We start from the raw sequence: 16,699 nt of genomic DNA on the forward strand, positions 1-16,699 counted from the left end.
CACAGCGGATAGTAATTAACCTACGATATACATAATCAGATTTCCTACCACGGCTGCTTTTCTATAGTAAATTATTTCTTTCTCTTCTATTCCACGTGTCTGCATATAAATCATTGGATCGCCAACATTTAAGTCAAATTCTTTCCGGTTACTTTTAGTAATTAACGCAGGTTGAGTATGTGAAAAGAAACTAGCCTTTAGTCCATACTTTTTAACCAAAAAAGGCATCAAATCATTATTAACAATCTCGCTGTTAAAAATACGTGGGAAGCGCTCAAAAGGTAAATAGACTTGTTCATGGAAGACAGGTCGATGATCTGCATAAACCATATAACGTAGATAATACAAATAAACATCGGAGTTTATTTCCATTACTTTTCGAACATCAGACTCCGAACCATCCACAATCAATTTAAACGCTTCAAGTCTTATTTCTGGAACAGCATTCATATTTTCAATTGCTTTGCGGACATCTAGGTAATGAATACCTAAATCAATGTCCTCTTTGTTTTTTACAAACGAACCTTGTCCTTGTTTTTTGTAAATATAATCTTTATTTTCCAGCTCTGCTAGTGCGCGTCTAACAGTAATCCGGGAAACATCATACTTTTCACCAAGTTTCTGCTCTGATGGTAACTTAGCATTTTCTACCAACTCACCAGACTCAATCTGACGAATCAAATCATTAAGCATGCTCTGATAAAGTGGAACAATTTTTGAACTAGCCATTTTGTTTTTATCTCCACGACTTGTCATGTTGTTATAACAACCTACATCAATATTAAACCACCCTATTCTCGATATGTCAACGCTTACATTGACGATCTTTTTCATGTTTTAGAGATTTCAGATGTTTTAATGCTAACAACAAACAAGTTTCTTTTCTTCGTTATAGTTATAAATACTTACATTTTACGTAAAGCAAACATATCAACTTTAGTTTAAACCTTATCACGGCCCGTTACGATTGCCAATTTGCGTAAAATAAAAGTCCAGCACTTTAATAGCCTAAATAAACTACTCACTGTTAATATTTATGATTAACAAAACATATAATGTTATTGTGACATCGTTTTGAGACGTCACAATTGCAAAATATAACACCATAACTATCCACTATTGTTAGAACATTCAAACAACCGTATCTCAATATATTAGTCGGTATTTCCTTAGTACATACTTCATAATTACGTATTTGTTTGCTAAAAGTTGAGTAATAACAGCTACATCAATCCCAATCTCTTCACTCGCAGATAATCATCACTGGTGCTAATACTCCTCGAAAAATGCTTTCCTTGCTATTGTTACTCAATTGCTACCTACTTAGACACTCCAGCTAAACGTACCTAATCATAAATCGATTTTAAATGCTTACATTGCTGAAAATTAATGCTAAAATATAGTTATTAACTAGCCATATCAAACGGGGGTAACCATTATGTTACAACAATATCAAAATATCCTGGTACCAGTTGATGGCTCCAAGGCTACCGACGAAGTTCTTCGGCGGGGCATCGAAGTCGCTAAGCGTAACAAGACCCATCTCGACATTTTAAACGTGTTGGAAGTCAACCAATTTAGTGACACGTACGGCGGTGCGGTCAGTGGTGATGTCATCTACAAGTTGTCGGAAGACGTTCAAAAGCGCTTGGAAGAACTCAAGCAACAAACGATTGACGCTGGGGTGACCGACGTTGATGTCCATGTTCGTTTTGGTAATCCCAAAACGGTTATCGCGCGTGAATTTCCCGCTGACCACCATAATGAATTAATTATGATTGGTTCAACCGGCTTATCTGCCGTTGAACGTTTGATGGTCGGCTCCGTAACCACCTACGTCAGTCGCAACGCAATTTGTGACGTTTTGATCGTTAAGCCGGCCGCTAAAAAAGAAGACTAACAAAAAAGTCTGGATACGTTCCAGACTTTTTTAGTGGTTTCCGTGCGTTGCCCGTCTTCTTCCCCGTTATAAAGGAGCTTTATTCATGACCTGGACTTATCAACTCACTATCCCGTCTAGTTTGAATCAACAGTCGATTCGGGCTTGCCTTCGGACTTGGCTGATTCCAAAGCGGATTCAGGGCCAGTTACGCCAAACGCGGCGGATTCAGCTGAACGGTGCACCAACGTCAATTGCACAACTCGTCAATACTGGTGATCGCCTGACGCTGACGTTTATCCCCAGTGACTTTCGGACTCCGACCTCGAACTATATTGCGGCTGCCACGGCCCCAGCCACGATTTTATATCAAAACAGCGATCTGTTAGTCGTTGATAAACCCGCTGGCGTGAAATCGCATCCTAATCAACCAGGTGAAACCGGATCAATTTTAAATGACCTAGCAGCCACACTCCAACCAACTCAGCAGGTGCCATACATGGTTCACCGGCTCGACCAGATGACTTCTGGTGCGATGCTAGTCGCATTGAACCCGGTCGTCGTCCCGATTCTAGACCGCTTAATCAGTGACAAGCAAATTCGCCGGACTTATTATGCCTGGGTACGTGGTCACTTTGCCACGCCAACTGGGCATTTCACCGCGCCAATCGGTCACGATGCTACCGACAAACGCAAACGCTGGGTCAACACGGCCGATGCCCAGCCAGCACTCACCGACTACGAAGTATGTGCAACAACCGCCCATCAGAGTTTAGTTAAACTGACCCTGCATACTGGCCGTACCCATCAGCTACGGGTCCACTTGGCCGCCAGTGACCACCCGATTATCGGTGATCCACTTTACGACTCGCAAGCGGAGTCGGCGCCTCGGCTGATGTTACATGCCCAATTGTTGGATCTACAACTTCCATTTAGCACCACACGGGTGACGGTACCGGCCCCATTGCCAAGTTTATTTGAGAAGCCGCATTTAATCGAGAACTACTGATTGCTTGAATCTGTTTCAAGCATAGCGAAACCTCTAAAATTAGTGCTAAGACGCTTAATGGATTAAGGAGGATTCCCATGTTAACCGAGATAGGCAAAATCATTCGGCAACGCCGACAGCAACACGGCATCACCATCGAGCAATTGGCCGAACAATCGAATGTTTCAATCTCGCTAATTTCTCGACTCGAACGTGGTAAGGTCGATAACATTAAACTACAAAGTTTGACCGCAATCGCTGAAACTCTGAATTTAAAAATAGCGGACTTCTTTCGCGACGAGCTTCTCCAATCACCTAATGTTGTTGCATTACTCGACTACCTGAGTGATCTGCCAGCCCATCAACGTGAAGAACTTGCCGGTACGTTACTCAAACTACTCCGACTATCCAAATCGTGAGCATTTGCGCAACGCACTCCGGACAGTTAGTTCACCATTGAACCCCGTGATTCATCTACACTAAAAAATGATTCACCTTCCTCTGACAAGAAGGCGAATCATTTTTAATTTATCAAGCTTGTTAACGGTCGGCTAAGCGCCCTTAAAGCCAGCATACAGTTCTTAATGGTGCGTTGTCACTAATAACCCACTCATCACTGCCAATATGATACCCACCGCCATGGCTTTGAGTGGTTCACGAACGATGGGGGTGGCGGTCAAAGCCTCGACCATCGCCCCACCTAAATACGTTACAACGAGCCCCAATACGGCGCCCCAAAAGATTGTGACTAGTAAACTAGCCAGCCACGTTGTCTTCAATAGCAAGCTCCTCCAATGCGGTCAGGCACGGCTGACCTTTTGATTGAGTGTATCAAAGTTGTCACGCGTTTGCAAATTTATTAATAGAATTCATAACTTTTATATAATAGTTCTATCCAAAGAAAATCCCCACCATCAATGACAAAAAAGCTCAGCACCGACCATTCAGGTCCTAAGTACTGAGCGATTATCATGACCGCTATGACAGGCTAATGTCCCCCACTACTCAAATCCGCAGGCCAATTTGATTCGACGACCGTTTGCGGAACATATTGGCGATTCAATAGTGCCAGCCACTGCCGGACAATCTTGCTCAAGGTAAAGTCATGACTGCGTTGCCGAGCGCGCGCGGCATATTCAGCGCGACAGTCAAAATCAGTTAACAGTGGCATTAAGCCAGTAATCAGAGCATTAACATCGCGGGCCGGAGTCAACACACCGTACTGGCCACCCTGCAAGTACTCGGCTGAGCCAGTATTCCACATTGAGACGATCGGTAACCCCATCGTCATCGCTTCCCCCATAACTAATGGCATCCCTTCCCAACGCGAAGTCATCATGAAGACACTCGCCTGTTGATAATGCGCCCGTAACTCAGTATCTTTCAGCGCACCCCGATAAATAATGCGGTCACGAACATCGAGTTCAGCCATCAACCGATTGAACGTCGCTAATTGGTCTTCGGGACCAGTCCCCGCGACTGCAATTTGCCAATCAGCAGGCAAGGCTCGCGCAACTGTCAACAAATAATCGAGCCCCTTATGTTGCAGGTCAATACGACCAGTGTAGGCAATGATATGTTGCGCCAAGTCGGCCTGCTGACCATGAGCTTGCATGGTCGGTGGATTATAGAACTTGACCGTATGGGCGTTAAAACGTGAGTAGCCTTCCCAATCATAATCGGTCAATGTCACGACCGTATCAGCCGCTAAGAGCCCTGCGACCAGTTCATCTTGCATTTGGACGTAATACTGATTGAGGTAGATATCAACATTATTGTGCATCCACGCAATGACATTGACCCGTGGAAAACGCTGTTTGATTGCCGGAGCAAAACTCGTCAGTAAACCTCCCGGGAGAATAACGGCATCGTAAGCTCCCGACCCAATCGTCGTGAGTAAATCATCTATTTGAGGCGCATAAACGGTCAACGGATCAGCGCCAAAGTAATTAAGTACCGTCGCACTTGCAGGCCGGCGCGCCGTGATAAGCGGTGCGCTCAGTTCATAGAAAGACCGGGGTTGGGCCAAGGAGTAAAAGGCAACTTCGGCTTGCGAGGTCAACGCATTGCCGAGGACCGTCGCCGCTCGTTTGACACCATCCATCACTAAATTCTCGACTGTTATCAAAATTTTCATTAGCATCGTTGACTGGCGATTAAACAACCAGTCGCTCCTTTCCACATAAACTCGGTTCATGGAACCGGAATCGACGATGTTAGGCTGAGCTGATTGCGTCAGACCCGTTCATCCTTAACTAATCACCATCACTAGTATCAGCTTAGGTAGCGTTATTATAACAGGAATAATTAAAAACCAATTAAAATATGCTCACAATTCACATTATGCTAGTCATTGCAAGTTGCTTCTTGATTAAACGTCAGTTAGCTAGGTTCTGATTAAGACGTCATAGGCTACATTCCAGCACCAATCAGCACTTGTTGACATACCACTAGTATTGCTTGATATACACGCAATCTGAAATAAGTCGCCCATGCTGAGTTGACAGTATCCAATCGACACAATTAATAGCGCACAAAAATAGCGTTGCTACTGGAGGCACAGGCCAGTAGCAACGCTATTTTCAAATTAAGATTTTAACTGCTTATTTTAAACCCTTCCATTGCCAATCATTAACTTCTGGCAAGTCAGTTCCGGCATCCCGGATATAGGCATTGTGTTTAGCAAGCATATTATCCATGGATTGAACGAAGGCCGCACCAGTGTTTTCCATTGCTGGTTGCGCCGCAATTGCCGACTTAGCTAAGTCGAAGCGGTCCATCTGGTTCATGACCCGTACGTCGAATGGTGTGGTAATATCACCATTTTCACGGTAACCGTGGACGTATAAGTTATGGTTGTGACGATCAAAGAAGATGTCACGAACTAAGTCTTCGTAACCGTGGAAAGCAAAGACCACTGGTTTGTCCTTAGTAAAGTAATGGTCAAACTCAGCATCTGACAAGCCCCGCGGATCCTTTTCAGGACTACGTAACTTCAAGATGTCGACCACGTTCACGAAACGAATCTTCATCTCTGGGAAACTGTCGTGTAGTAATTGGATGGCAGCCAACGTTTCAAGCGTTGGTTCCGTCCCAGCAGCTGCAAAGACAATGTCTGGTTCGCTACCTTGGTCCGTACTTGCCCAATCAATGATACCAAGACCATTGTCAACTAATTGCTTAGCTTCTTCAATGCTGAACCATTGTTGACGTGGGTGTTTTGACGTAACCACGTAGTTGATCTTTTCTTGGCTCCGGAAAATGACGTCACCGACAGCTAATAACGTGTTGGCATCGGCTGGTAAATATTCACGAATGTATTCTGGTTTCTTTTCGGCCAAATGAGTTAATGCACCTGGATCTTGGTGGGTATAACCATTATGGTCTTGTTGGAATACAGTTGAAGCCGCGATAATGTTAAGTGATGGGTACTTTTTACGCCAATCAAGTTCATTGGCTTTACGTAACCACTTGAAGTGTTGCGTCAACATTGAGTCCACAACGCGTAGGAAGGCTTCATAACTGGCAAATAACCCATGACGTCCAGTTAAGACGTAACCTTCTAACCAACCTTCAGCTTGGTGTTCAGATAACTGAGCATCTAAGACCCGGCCAGCTGGTGCTTCATATTGGTCACTATCTGGATGAATGTCTTCCATCCATTGACGATTAGTGGTTTCGAAGACACCATATAAACGGTTAGACATGGTTTCATCAGGTCCGAACAACCGGAAGTTATCAGGATTTTTCTTGATGACATCCCGCAAATAGTCTGACCAAACGATCATATCTTGCTTAACATTCGCGCCTTCTTTGGACGTATCGACCGCATAATCACGGAAGTTTGGTAAGTTCAAGGCTTTCGGATCGACCCCACCATTGGTGATTGGGTTAGCAGCCATCCGACTGTCCCCAGTAGGAATAATTTCTTTAATATCATCCTTCAAAGAGCCATCTTCATTGAAGAGTTCTTTTGGTTGATATGATTCGAGCCAATCAACTAAAGCATCCGCATGTTCCATGTCATTTTGATCAACAGGAATCGGAATTTGATGAGCACGGAATGAACCTTCGATCTTATCACCGTCCCATGACTTCGGACCAGTCCAGCCCTTAGGTGCGCGGAAGACGATCATTGGCCATACTGGCAATGTTGCATCGTTATTTTCGCGAGCATGCTTCTGGATTGCCTTGATCTTTTCAACGGCTTCATCCATGGCCTTAGCTAAGGCTGGGTGAACCTTTTCAGGATCGTCACCTTCAACGAAGATTGGTTCCCAATTCATGCTTTCGAAGTATTCCTTAATCTTAGCATCAGAAGTCCGACCAAAAATCGTTGGGTTAGAAATCTTAAAACCATTTAAGTTCAAGATTGGTAAAACAGCCCCGTCGTTGATTGGGTTAATGAACTTCGTTGATTGCCATGAAGTTGCTAATGGACCCGTTTCGGATTCCCCATCACCAACAACAACCGCGGCGATTTCGTCAGGATTGTCAAGAATTGCCCCAACCCCGTGTGAAATTGAGTAACCAAGTTCGCCACCTTCGTGGATTGAACCGGGTGTTTCAGGTGCCGCATGGGAAGCAACCCCACCTGGGAATGAGAATTGCTTGAAGAGCTTTTGCATCCCTTCAACATCCTGCGTAATTTCTGGATAAATATCGGTGTAAGTACCGTCAAGGTAAGAGTTTGAAACCATCACTTGACCACCATGACCTGGACCTTCAACGTAGAACATCTTCAAACCGTACTTGTTGATGACCCGGTTAAGATGAGCATAGATAAAGTTTTGACCGGCAATCGTCCCCCAGTGACCAATTGGATGAACCTTAACGTCACTGGCCTTCAATGGCCGTTGTAATAGTGGATTATCTTTTAAATAAAGTTGACCAACTGATAAGTAGTTGGCAGCACGCCAGTACTTATCAACTTTTTGCAAATATGCTGGTGATGAGTAATCTGTTGTCATTTCAAAAACACTCCTTAATTTGCTTTTCACTTGAACGCTAACTGTTTAAATGTTTTCGTTTACAAGTTCTATTTTAACAACTCATTTCAAAAAATCAACCTTTTTGTTAATTGGAACGGTCCAATTTTATAAATTAAAACAAAAAAACAAGGCTCATCCCTTGGGACACCTTGCTTTTAGATTAATATATTTTTTAATAATTTGTACACAGAATGATTGAAGCAGCCCATCAATTAGCTTTAATATGCCCAGAATTAACACCGGCGCCCTGATTAGTTAGTGGCAACCAGTTCAGTGCTTTTAATAGATAGCGGTCCCAGAAATCCCACTCGTGCGCTCCAGAACCGACCAAATATTCATGCGAAACTTTTTTGGTCGTTAGAAAATGATCAAATTCATCATTCGCTGACTTTAAGCCGTCCTGATCGCCAATCGCCATAAAAATCGCGGGTAAAACGACGTGAGCTGCCAGTAAATTAGTTACGAGCACTTGCAGGTTTAATTCCGAATGACCAGCAGCTGCTAGATCTGGGCCAAAAACGCCATGCTGATATGCGGCCGTTTCCGCAAACCACTGAGGTTTTGCCGGTAACTTTTCCATTCCGGGTCGCACATTCAGTCCGGCTGATAAACTCACAATGGCCCCAAAAGTATCGTGAAATTTTAGTCCGTTATACAGCGCCCCGTAACCACCCATTGATAATCCGCCAATAAAAGTTTGGTCACGCTGGTATGATAGTGGAAACGTCCGGCGTGTAAAATCAATCAATTCCTGACCAATAAATCGACTATACGTCTCCCCAGACCAAGGATGATCAGTATAGAAACTATTCTCGCCCGCTGGCATCACGACAGCCAGGTTCCGTTCGTCGGCCCAGCGCTGGATTCGTGTGCCACTAATCCAGTCGACTTCACTACCTAAGATACCGTGCAATAAGTACAGGGTGGCAAACGGACCCTGAATCGGGCGCGGCACGCCCTGCTCATCTGGGACCAATTTATCCGTTGGTAAACACACCATCAGGGGAACGGTCCGGTGTAAACTAGCCGCCATAAAATTAATACGAATCAGTGCCATGACACCTCAGACTCCTAACTATTCGTTGACACAAACGTTGTATACTTCATATATTGATAATGTAGTCGCATATTAGACACTTCAAAGGGTGTCCCATCATCTAAGAAGAAAATCCCACTCATCAGGCCCACCGGTTCATTTGGCTGCAAATGTAACAACTCTTGATCAGTCGTATTGGACGCATCGGCCGCAATCGATAAGAATGATTTGGTCACTGCGGCGTGCAAGGTCTTTTGCACGTAATTAAAGATCGAGCCACTGACCACTTGCCGGTTCAACTGGGGCACAAGCTTGATTGGAATATAGCCACTTTCAATCATGAAAGGCTGGTCATCCAGTAATCGCAGCCGTTTGATTTCATAAACAAACTCGTCAGCAGTTAAAAATAAGTCTTGTTGCAACTCTTGACTTGCAGGAATGACGCGAAAGTCTAATAATTGAATACTGGGCTTAGCACCCTCAGTATTTAAACTGTCCGTAATTCCTAGGTTAGTTCCTTCATACTTAAACGAAGATTGATTTTTAAGATATAATGGATTAATGAACGTTCCCGAACCCCGCTTCTTGAAAATCAGGCCCTTATTGGCTAGCACGTTAAGCGCTCGCTTAATCGAGCTACGACTTACCTGATATTGTTCGCTAAGACTACGTTCATCTGGAAGCTTCTTATCAACAAATTCATTCGCCATGATCCGTTTATTGAGATCATTGATGACTTGTTGATAAACTAGGTCAGCCATTGTAATCCCTCCTTTGAGGTTATTTCATACCTCAAGTATAGCAGAATTAATGGCGTTTGGGTGAATTGTTCCGGTCCATTTATAAAATTGGACCGTATTTTTAATAAATGTGAGGTTAACAATAATGTCAAAAAAGAAGAAAAAAGATCAATTAGGTAAAACACTTGTTGAAAAGATTTTGGATAAAGCAAATATCAGCTATCAACAATATGAATTTCCAACCGAAGCGGAAGGCGACGTTCAACAATTACAAGTCGACCACCTCGGTGTTGACGAACATCATATCTACAAGACCTTAGCGCTGATTGGTAACAAGACTGGTCCCGTCGTCGGTGTCTTGCCGTTAGATGAGCACCTCAGCTATAAAAAATTGGCTAAGCTATCCGGCAACAAAAAAGTTGGCATGATTCCATTAAAGGACTTGGAACGAACTACCGGATACCAACACGGCGCCAACACACCAGTTGGTATTTGGGAAACTAAGAAGTTTCCCATCTACTTAGACGAGACCGCTAAGCAGCAAGGTAAGATTCTCGTATCTTCGGGTAAAATCGGGCGTTCAATTGAAATCGACGCTGATGATCTACGCAAGCTCGTGCACGGCACTTTTGGTCCAATAACGGAGTAGCCTCGTGGATAACTTGATCAAGAATAACGGCATCGTCTTGCTGGTCATCATTGGTTTACCCGGACTATTCGCTTGGTTACTGACGATTATCAACCGACAAACCAAAGTGAATCTGGTCAACCACTACGGTATTAACAGTCAAGTCTACTGTGGTTTTCTGGGCATCATCATCCACGAGCTTAGCCATCTAATCCTCGCACTGATTTTTCGCCACGACATCCAATCGGTCCGGCTGCTCAAACGCCCTCACCTCCATCCTGAAGATGAGTCGGCGGATGATCTGGCACTAGGCTATGTTAACCATACTTGGAATCGGCACAGCCGGTATCAAGTCATTGGTAACCTGTTCATTGGTGTCGCCCCCATCTTCGGATGCACAGCGGCACTCCTTGGACTAGACTGGCTACTCGCTCCTGGCCTATTTCAAGCCATCTTCAAATTAGCTGATACACCCGAACAACCGCAATGGGCTGCAAGTTTTCACGCGTTAACCAGTACGCCAACGAGTTGGTGGCAACTATTAATGTTGCTCTTTCTAACCCTCGTCATTGTGATTGGTGGCTTCGATCTAAGTCCCGCTGACTATCAGAATAGTGCGATCGGGTTGTATAGCACCATCGTCATCATTATCGTGCTGACTACCTTACTAACGTTCATCGGTATCACCGGTTGGATCCATACGTTAGTTACTTGGGGACTAATGGTCGCCATTATCTTGGGCTACTCACTACTCGTGTCCCTACTAGTCATGTTGGTAACCCATCTTCTGACCAACCGTGCCTGATTTAGATTGCCAGCCTTAAAACCAGAATAAGGGCTAAAAAGGCCATCACAAGAATTCACGATACATTCTTGTGATGGCCTTTTTCGTTAGCCAATATAAATGGTAATTGCATCATCTGATAACATGATCTCAGCTCAAAGAACTAGTGATTCAACTAGACGTAGGGATGCCATTACGCCTTATCATCCGCCGTCCACTCAGCCTTAAATTGGTCAACAAACTCGTGCATCACCGCTGTCCGGTGGGCTGCCAGTGCTTTGGCAGTATCCGTATTCATGAGAGCTGCTAACTTGAACAACTTTTCATAGAAGTGATTGATAGCCGTGCCGGGCTGGTGTCGATATTGTTCACGCGTCATATGTTCACGTGGCGCAATTGCCGGGTCATAGATTTTTTCACCGACATGACCTGAATAATACAACGCCCGGGCGATCCCGATAGCGCCAATCGCGTCTAACCGATCCGCATCCTGAACGACTTGCCCTTCAAGACTTAATTTTTGAGGGCCGTTGAAGGATTTGCTGAATGACATGTGATCAATAATTGCAAAAATAGCCGTTTGATCGGCAGCCGTAACATTTTGCGCGTTCAATTGAGCAATCAAATCTTGATGCGCCTTCGCTGGGTCGGCCATCAATTTATCGTCGATCACATCATGCAGCCAAGCTGCCGCTAAAGTCAGATTTAAATTTGCCCCTTCGGCTTTTGCCAGCCGGCGTGCTAGCCGGTTGACCCGCTGCAAATGATCGCGACCATGCCCACTATGATCGTGAGCAAGCTTTTGCAAAGCATACGTTTGAATTGCCGTTAATTGTGTTTCAGTTATCATACACTCATCCTATCCCTGGGTCTGGTAGTACGCCCGTAACTTCTTGATCGTTCCCCGGCTAAAGGTCAAGTGATCATGATTGTCCATACTAATCACGCCCTTATTAAAATCAACCGTAATCACATGGTCAAGGTTGAGGGCATAACTTTGAAACTCATTAAAAAAATGCATCGCTGTCAGTTGTTCCTTAATCGTATTTAAATTCTTATGTACGACATAGGACTGGGTCGTCGTCACGATTCGCGTGGTCCGCAGCCCATGTTCCTTCTCACAGTAGATGATATCTTTAAGCTTCAGCGTTAATAATAACGCACCACTTCGAATCGTTAAAGTCGGTTCAGCAGATTGCTGTAACATACCTAACCGTTTTTTTACGACTTGTAGGACTCTTTGTACTTCTGGAACAAACTTTGCCTTATCGAACATATTTGTTTTTGAAATAAACCCGGTTGGTGTTGTCATCGCACTCAACGTATCCGGGATCATGTCATCACGCACCGTCACATAGACAATAAATAAACCCATCAGGATCATAATCACGAATCTTAGAGGCCAATTGAATGCCATTGATTTCGCGTTGTAAAACGATATCTAAAAAATAAAGATTTGGTCCGCCGCCATCCTTTACCGCCGCTAACACATCGGTCGGCTGCCATACTGAGACTAACTCATAATTAAAGTGCAATGCCTCCAGCTGTGCCGTAATGATGTCGTTTAACCAGAGACGCTGTTGTTCTTGATCGTCACTGATAAACACCTTCATATCAATCACTCTTCCCAATGTAAAGCAGATTAACAAACAAACCACTGTTGATCCACTCTATCCCAATTTAAATTGCTTACAATCATTTTATATGATACTAAAGCCCCGCCATTCCAGCAACCAAAAAAACACGTATGGACCAAATAACTGACATTACTTGGTCCACCGCATTCAGCTTATTTTTCAATTTGTTGTGGCTTGGTCTGTACTTGATTAAGTCGCAATAATTCATCCGTGCGCAATTTATTAACAATCAGTTGAGCCGCTGCGGTTGTTAAACTGTGACTGAGATCCTGATCAGAAATCGTAATTGGATCATCGGGATGATGAAGTTGATTCGTTAATACCGTAATAAAATTGTCGTAAGCTCGCTTGGGATAACCAGTCGCAGTCACTTGGTCGATTCCCTGACGAATTTTATCCAGTGGATAACTCGGTTTTAGTAAGCTAATGACAATAATATCCGCCAATTGCATAATTTGATATTTCTTCTTGACTGGTGACAAGATCACTTTATGTTTGACATAATTATTGATCATTGCGGCAGTAACTGGATCAGCACCTAATGGCTGCAACGTTTCATTAATTAATAATAGGACCTGATCCATATATAAGTCAAAGTTCGGTAACTCGATCCACTTCGGCAGAATCACCTTTGCCATGCGGGCTTGCCAATCTGCATAAGTCTCATTAGCTGCCATGCTGCGTCCTCCTCTGATAAATAGGTTACATTAATTATACCTAGATTAACTAGTCTTGTAAACTAGATGACATTGTAAATCACATTAATTTCTGAATATGGTATCATTTATGGGTTAATGCAAATACAAATGAAAAGTAGGTTATGTAGTATGTATGAAATGACCAAAAAGCTCCGTGTCGGTGATGATGTTAAAGAAATGATCCCACAAGCAGTGATTGCCGGACTTTGGGACCGTCTCAAAGCGATGCGCAAAGAGAAATTATTGATTGATAGCACGATGGCCATCATGTTCAGTGACGACTACGAAGACAATAAAATTTTCTTCATGACACTTCAAAAATCCGGCTCATTCGCCAATGAATATGAAATGGCCTATGATGGGCCCAAAGACTTCCTCGGCCATGGGACGATTGTTATTATCAAAGACCGTCCCCGTACGATTCAAATGAGCATCTCGGACGCTAATAAAGCTGAAGACACCAATGACGATGCGACTGATGAGCAAAAGTAGGCTCGCACTTTAAATCACATCATGATTGCTAATAAGCTGCTCAGGTGGTGACCGATGTTCACTGACTACCCCGAATTTGTACCTGGTTATGCTACAGACTTTCAGATTCGTGCTCACTTAGGTTGTCACGACTGATTGCTAGCTCTATCAACTAGTTGAGACAGCACCTTGCTAACAACACCCCTAAGTGTGCAAAAAAATCCGTTGTCATCAATGTGTATGTACCGAATAAAAGCACCGTCAGGATTCGCTGACGATGCTTTTATTTATTGTATTTCGATCTTACCTTCGCTATCCGCAACGGTTTTTGGCAACGTCACGGTCAGCAGTCCTGCTTGATAATGCGCTTGAATCTCATCGCGCACGACATTCGTTAGATGAAACTTCCGGGTAAAGTCCGCGTCCATTCGTTCGCGATGGAGTACGCGCCCGTCATCGTTGCGATCGTCTTGCGACCGGTGCGCCCGAATAGTTAGCCATTCGTCAGCATACTTCACCGTAATAGCGTCCTTATCAAAACCGGGTAATTCTGCCGTTACGGTGTAATCATCGTCATGTTCAACCACGTCCGTTTTCATCCCAACGTGTGCGTTTAAGACGTTCTCTGCTTCCCGGTGAGCCCGCTTCAATAATTTGGTGGGCTTTAGTAGATCATCCAGATGATGACCGAATAATTGCTGGCGCATGTCAATAACCTCCGTATCAAATCAATTATTAGTAAGCCTGTTGGTGAATGGCTTCAGCAAGTAAATCTAAGGCATGGTCACGCGTGCCAACTTGGTCCATATCAAAGATGATCGAATCAATGTCGCCACCTTTGAAATCAAATTGTTCGAAGTAGATGTACGGGTCTTCGCCTTCAACTTTTAGGAAAGCGGCTTCAATCTTTTGATCAAAACCGGCCGCCCAATCCGCATCGTCCATCTGATTGAAATCTGCACGGGTCACGTAACCACGGTCACGAATTAAATCCATCGCTTTTTTGACATCACTATCTTGATAAACCAATTTCTTCGAATCCTCATGAATCTTAGTTTTCGTTTCTACTGGCATCATTAAAGATCTCCCTTTACTTGGTATACCCTTAGTTTAGCACCATTCATTGGAAACGTTAACCATCTTTCTCGCAATCGCATTATTTGGGCTTAAAGGGTTGCCAGTAGGCCCGCTGACTACGATAGACCAATTAATTAACCGTCGCGGGGGCTGACAAAACGGGTGATAAGCCTTATAATATTAGCTACTTCGCGTTATACTTAAAGTAACTAATATTATGAAATGAGGAATGTTTCTTTGGACAGTGGCCAGATAATTTTAAATTTAGTCATTATTGTCATTACGTTCTTCGTCGCGGCTTTCTTTGTGGCCTGTGAATTTGCACTCGTTCAGACCCGCCCTAGCGCTCTCGAAGAAGAACAAAAAAAACGTGATAAACCGTCAAAACGGATCGCAACTTCTTTGCACATGGTCCGCAACCTTAACGAGTATCTTTCAACCACCCAAGTGGGGGTCTCGTTAGCTGGTATCATTTTAGGTTGGATTGGTGAACAAACAACTGAACACTTTGTGCTTGATTTCTTATCCCTCTTCAACCTATCCGTCTCAACCGCGGTATTACGAGGTATTAGTATCGTCATTGGGGTTTTCCTACTGACCTACTTAGAAGTGGTCTTAACCGAAATCGTGCCTAAAAATATCGCAATCGACATGCCACTCAAAGTAATGGCAGTCATTACGACACCATTACGGTGGTTCCACGTGATGTTCTACCCCTTTGTATGGTTGTTGAATGTCTCATCAGCTGGCGTCGTCAAAATGTTAGGCATCCCAGTTGCGAATGAAGATAATGATGTTTATTCACAAGCCGAAATTCTTAACCTATCACGAAATGCCGTAACTGGCGGTGAGCTTGAACGTAACGATTACCTTTACATGGAGCGGGCATTTGAGTTCAATGACAAGATCGCTAAGGATATCATGATCGACCGTACTCAGCTAGTTGTGATTGATATCAACGATACCGTCAAGCAAGCCATTCGCGTTTATTTACAGAAACGCTTTAGCCGCTTACCCGTCGTAGCTAACAATGATAAGGACAAGATTCTGGGTTACGTTTATAACTATGACTTAATTCGCCAAGGTGAAGTTGACGATGATATTCGGGTCAATAAGTTATTGCGTAATATCATTACAATTCCTGAAACTACACCGATTCAAGCTATTCTCCAAAAGATGATCGACAAACAAACGCCGATCGTCGTCGTGGTTGATGAATATGGTGGGACCAGTGGGATCGTCACTGATAAGGATATTTACGAAGAACTTTTCGGAACCGTCAATGACGAAATCGACAATGTTTCTAACGAATACATCGAAAAGCAGGCCGATGGCACTTACCGCATCAGTGGTAAGATGACCATCTACGACTTTGAACGCTACTTCAAGACCGACTTACAAGAATTTGAAGATTCCGATGTTGTCACTTTGACCGGTTATATTTTGGATAATTTTCCTAAAATCCAAGCCGGTGATACGATTCAAATCGGTAACTTCAATTTCAAAGCGCTTGATTTTGAAAATGCTTATATCAATTGGTTTGAGGTTAGCGCCCAGAGGGATAGCACACCTGACGATCATAATGACGATCAAACACAAGACTAAATATTTACACGCACTACTTAAAATGGCACTTAAGAAAGTTGATTTCTTAGGGGCCATTTTTTTGTATCCGGCGAACTTCAACTGGTCAACTTTGGTACTTTTATATGATAAGTCGTGTGAATTGCCACTAACCTGTTGTACATAAATTGGATGCGGTTGATTTAA

Annotated in this window: 19 protein-coding genes; 7 read left to right on the forward strand and 12 right to left on the reverse strand. The window is 43.6% G+C overall.

Going from position 1 to position 16,699, the window contains the following annotated elements; all coding sequences use genetic code 11:
* Nucleotides 1-15: 15 nt before the first annotated feature.
* Nucleotides 16-834, reverse strand: a complete 819-nt coding sequence (locus tag MZO41_RS05655; RefSeq protein WP_021356256.1) for a GntR family transcriptional regulator — start codon at nt 832-834, stop codon at nt 16-18.
* 604 nt (nt 835-1,438) lie between these two features.
* On the opposite strand from MZO41_RS05655, the gene MZO41_RS05660 reads away from it, so the two are divergent.
* The 3 genes from MZO41_RS05660 to MZO41_RS05670 all read left to right on the forward strand — a co-directional run bounded on the left by MZO41_RS05660 (nt 1,439) and on the right by MZO41_RS05670 (nt 3,286).
* Nucleotides 1,439-1,900 (forward strand): universal stress protein, encoded by a 462-nt coding sequence (locus tag MZO41_RS05660; RefSeq protein WP_003645906.1) that lies wholly within the window; start codon nt 1,439-1,441, stop codon nt 1,898-1,900.
* 85 nt (nt 1,901-1,985) lie between these two features.
* Nucleotides 1,986-2,888, forward strand: coding sequence for an RluA family pseudouridine synthase (locus tag MZO41_RS05665; protein ID WP_011101869.1), 903 nt, complete (start codon nt 1,986-1,988; stop codon nt 2,886-2,888).
* A gap of 77 nt (nt 2,889-2,965) precedes the next feature.
* Nucleotides 2,966-3,286, forward strand: a complete 321-nt coding sequence (locus MZO41_RS05670; RefSeq protein ID WP_003642643.1) for a helix-turn-helix domain-containing protein — start codon at nt 2,966-2,968, stop codon at nt 3,284-3,286.
* A gap of 162 nt (nt 3,287-3,448) precedes the next feature.
* Here the strand turns inward: MZO41_RS05670 and MZO41_RS05675 are convergent, their stop codons facing one another.
* The 5 genes from MZO41_RS05675 to MZO41_RS05695 all read right to left on the reverse strand — a co-directional run bounded on the left by MZO41_RS05675 (nt 3,449) and on the right by MZO41_RS05695 (nt 9,655).
* Nucleotides 3,449-3,646, reverse strand: a complete 198-nt coding sequence (locus MZO41_RS05675; protein WP_003645904.1) for a DUF2929 family protein — start codon at nt 3,644-3,646, stop codon at nt 3,449-3,451.
* 209 nt (nt 3,647-3,855) lie between these two features.
* Nucleotides 3,856-5,004 carry a glycosyltransferase gene (locus tag MZO41_RS05680; protein ID WP_045351700.1) on the reverse strand — a complete coding sequence of 383 codons (1,149 nt, stop codon included), beginning with the start codon at nt 5,002-5,004 and terminating at the stop codon, nt 3,856-3,858.
* Nucleotides 5,005-5,470: 466 nt separating this feature from the next.
* Nucleotides 5,471-7,837: a phosphoketolase family protein gene (locus MZO41_RS05685; protein WP_011101870.1), complete on the reverse strand. Its 2,367-nt coding sequence runs from the start codon at nt 7,835-7,837 to the stop codon at nt 5,471-5,473.
* A 229-nt stretch (nt 7,838-8,066) separates the two neighbouring features.
* Nucleotides 8,067-8,915 (reverse strand): alpha/beta hydrolase, encoded by an 849-nt coding sequence (locus MZO41_RS05690; RefSeq protein ID WP_013355810.1) that lies wholly within the window; start codon nt 8,913-8,915, stop codon nt 8,067-8,069.
* A gap of 14 nt (nt 8,916-8,929) precedes the next feature.
* Nucleotides 8,930-9,655 carry a GntR family transcriptional regulator gene (locus MZO41_RS05695; RefSeq protein ID WP_003642638.1) on the reverse strand — a complete coding sequence of 242 codons (726 nt, stop codon included), beginning with the start codon at nt 9,653-9,655 and terminating at the stop codon, nt 8,930-8,932.
* 124 nt (nt 9,656-9,779) lie between these two features.
* Here MZO41_RS05695 and ybaK point away from each other — a divergent pair, with 124 nt between their 5' ends.
* Entirely contained in the window at nt 9,780-10,283 is a 504-nt protein-coding gene (gene ybaK / locus MZO41_RS05700) for a Cys-tRNA(Pro) deacylase (protein ID WP_011101872.1), read from the forward strand.
* Nucleotides 10,284-10,287: 4 nt separating this feature from the next.
* The gene (locus MZO41_RS05705) at nt 10,288-11,067 is read left to right on the forward strand and encodes a hypothetical protein (RefSeq protein ID WP_128650833.1); all 780 of its coding nucleotides are present in this window, start codon (nt 10,288-10,290) and stop codon (nt 11,065-11,067) included.
* 172 nt (nt 11,068-11,239) lie between these two features.
* Here the strand turns inward: MZO41_RS05705 and MZO41_RS05710 are convergent, their stop codons facing one another.
* The 4 genes from MZO41_RS05710 to MZO41_RS05725 form a co-directional block, all read right to left on the reverse strand.
* Nucleotides 11,240-11,896 carry an HD domain-containing protein gene (locus MZO41_RS05710; protein ID WP_013355812.1) on the reverse strand — a complete coding sequence of 219 codons (657 nt, stop codon included), beginning with the start codon at nt 11,894-11,896 and terminating at the stop codon, nt 11,240-11,242.
* A gap of 9 nt (nt 11,897-11,905) precedes the next feature.
* Nucleotides 11,906-12,421 (reverse strand): LytR/AlgR family response regulator transcription factor, encoded by a 516-nt coding sequence (locus tag MZO41_RS05715; RefSeq protein ID WP_252129650.1) that lies wholly within the window; start codon nt 12,419-12,421, stop codon nt 11,906-11,908.
* Nucleotides 12,387-12,659 carry a response regulator gene (locus MZO41_RS05720; RefSeq protein WP_252129651.1) on the reverse strand — a complete coding sequence of 91 codons (273 nt, stop codon included), beginning with the start codon at nt 12,657-12,659 and terminating at the stop codon, nt 12,387-12,389. The genes MZO41_RS05715 and MZO41_RS05720 overlap by 35 nt, the downstream gene beginning before the upstream one ends.
* Before the next feature lie 176 nt (nt 12,660-12,835).
* Nucleotides 12,836-13,360: a DUF1836 domain-containing protein gene (locus MZO41_RS05725; protein WP_003642633.1), complete on the reverse strand. Its 525-nt coding sequence runs from the start codon at nt 13,358-13,360 to the stop codon at nt 12,836-12,838.
* Between the two features lie 150 nt (nt 13,361-13,510).
* Here MZO41_RS05725 and MZO41_RS05730 point away from each other — a divergent pair, with 150 nt between their 5' ends.
* On the forward strand, nt 13,511-13,873 hold the full coding sequence (locus MZO41_RS05730; protein WP_011101875.1) for a hypothetical protein: 363 nt from the start codon (nt 13,511-13,513) through the stop codon (nt 13,871-13,873).
* 266 nt (nt 13,874-14,139) lie between these two features.
* Here the strand turns inward: MZO41_RS05730 and MZO41_RS05735 are convergent, their stop codons facing one another.
* Both MZO41_RS05735 and MZO41_RS05740 read right to left on the reverse strand, forming a co-directional pair.
* Nucleotides 14,140-14,559, reverse strand: coding sequence for an Hsp20/alpha crystallin family protein (locus tag MZO41_RS05735; protein WP_013355814.1), 420 nt, complete (start codon nt 14,557-14,559; stop codon nt 14,140-14,142).
* A 28-nt stretch (nt 14,560-14,587) separates the two neighbouring features.
* Nucleotides 14,588-14,929, reverse strand: a complete 342-nt coding sequence (locus tag MZO41_RS05740; RefSeq protein ID WP_003642630.1) for a hypothetical protein — start codon at nt 14,927-14,929, stop codon at nt 14,588-14,590.
* A gap of 237 nt (nt 14,930-15,166) precedes the next feature.
* On the opposite strand from MZO41_RS05740, the gene MZO41_RS05745 reads away from it, so the two are divergent.
* A complete protein-coding gene (locus MZO41_RS05745; protein ID WP_011101876.1) occupies nt 15,167-16,534 on the forward strand; it encodes a hemolysin family protein in 1,368 nt (455 codons plus the stop codon).
* Nucleotides 16,535-16,699 lie beyond the last annotated feature (165 nt).

This window comes from Lactiplantibacillus sp. C232 (genome assembly GCF_023806725.1).
GTDB lineage: Bacteria > Bacillota > Bacilli > Lactobacillales > Lactobacillaceae > Lactiplantibacillus > Lactiplantibacillus plantarum.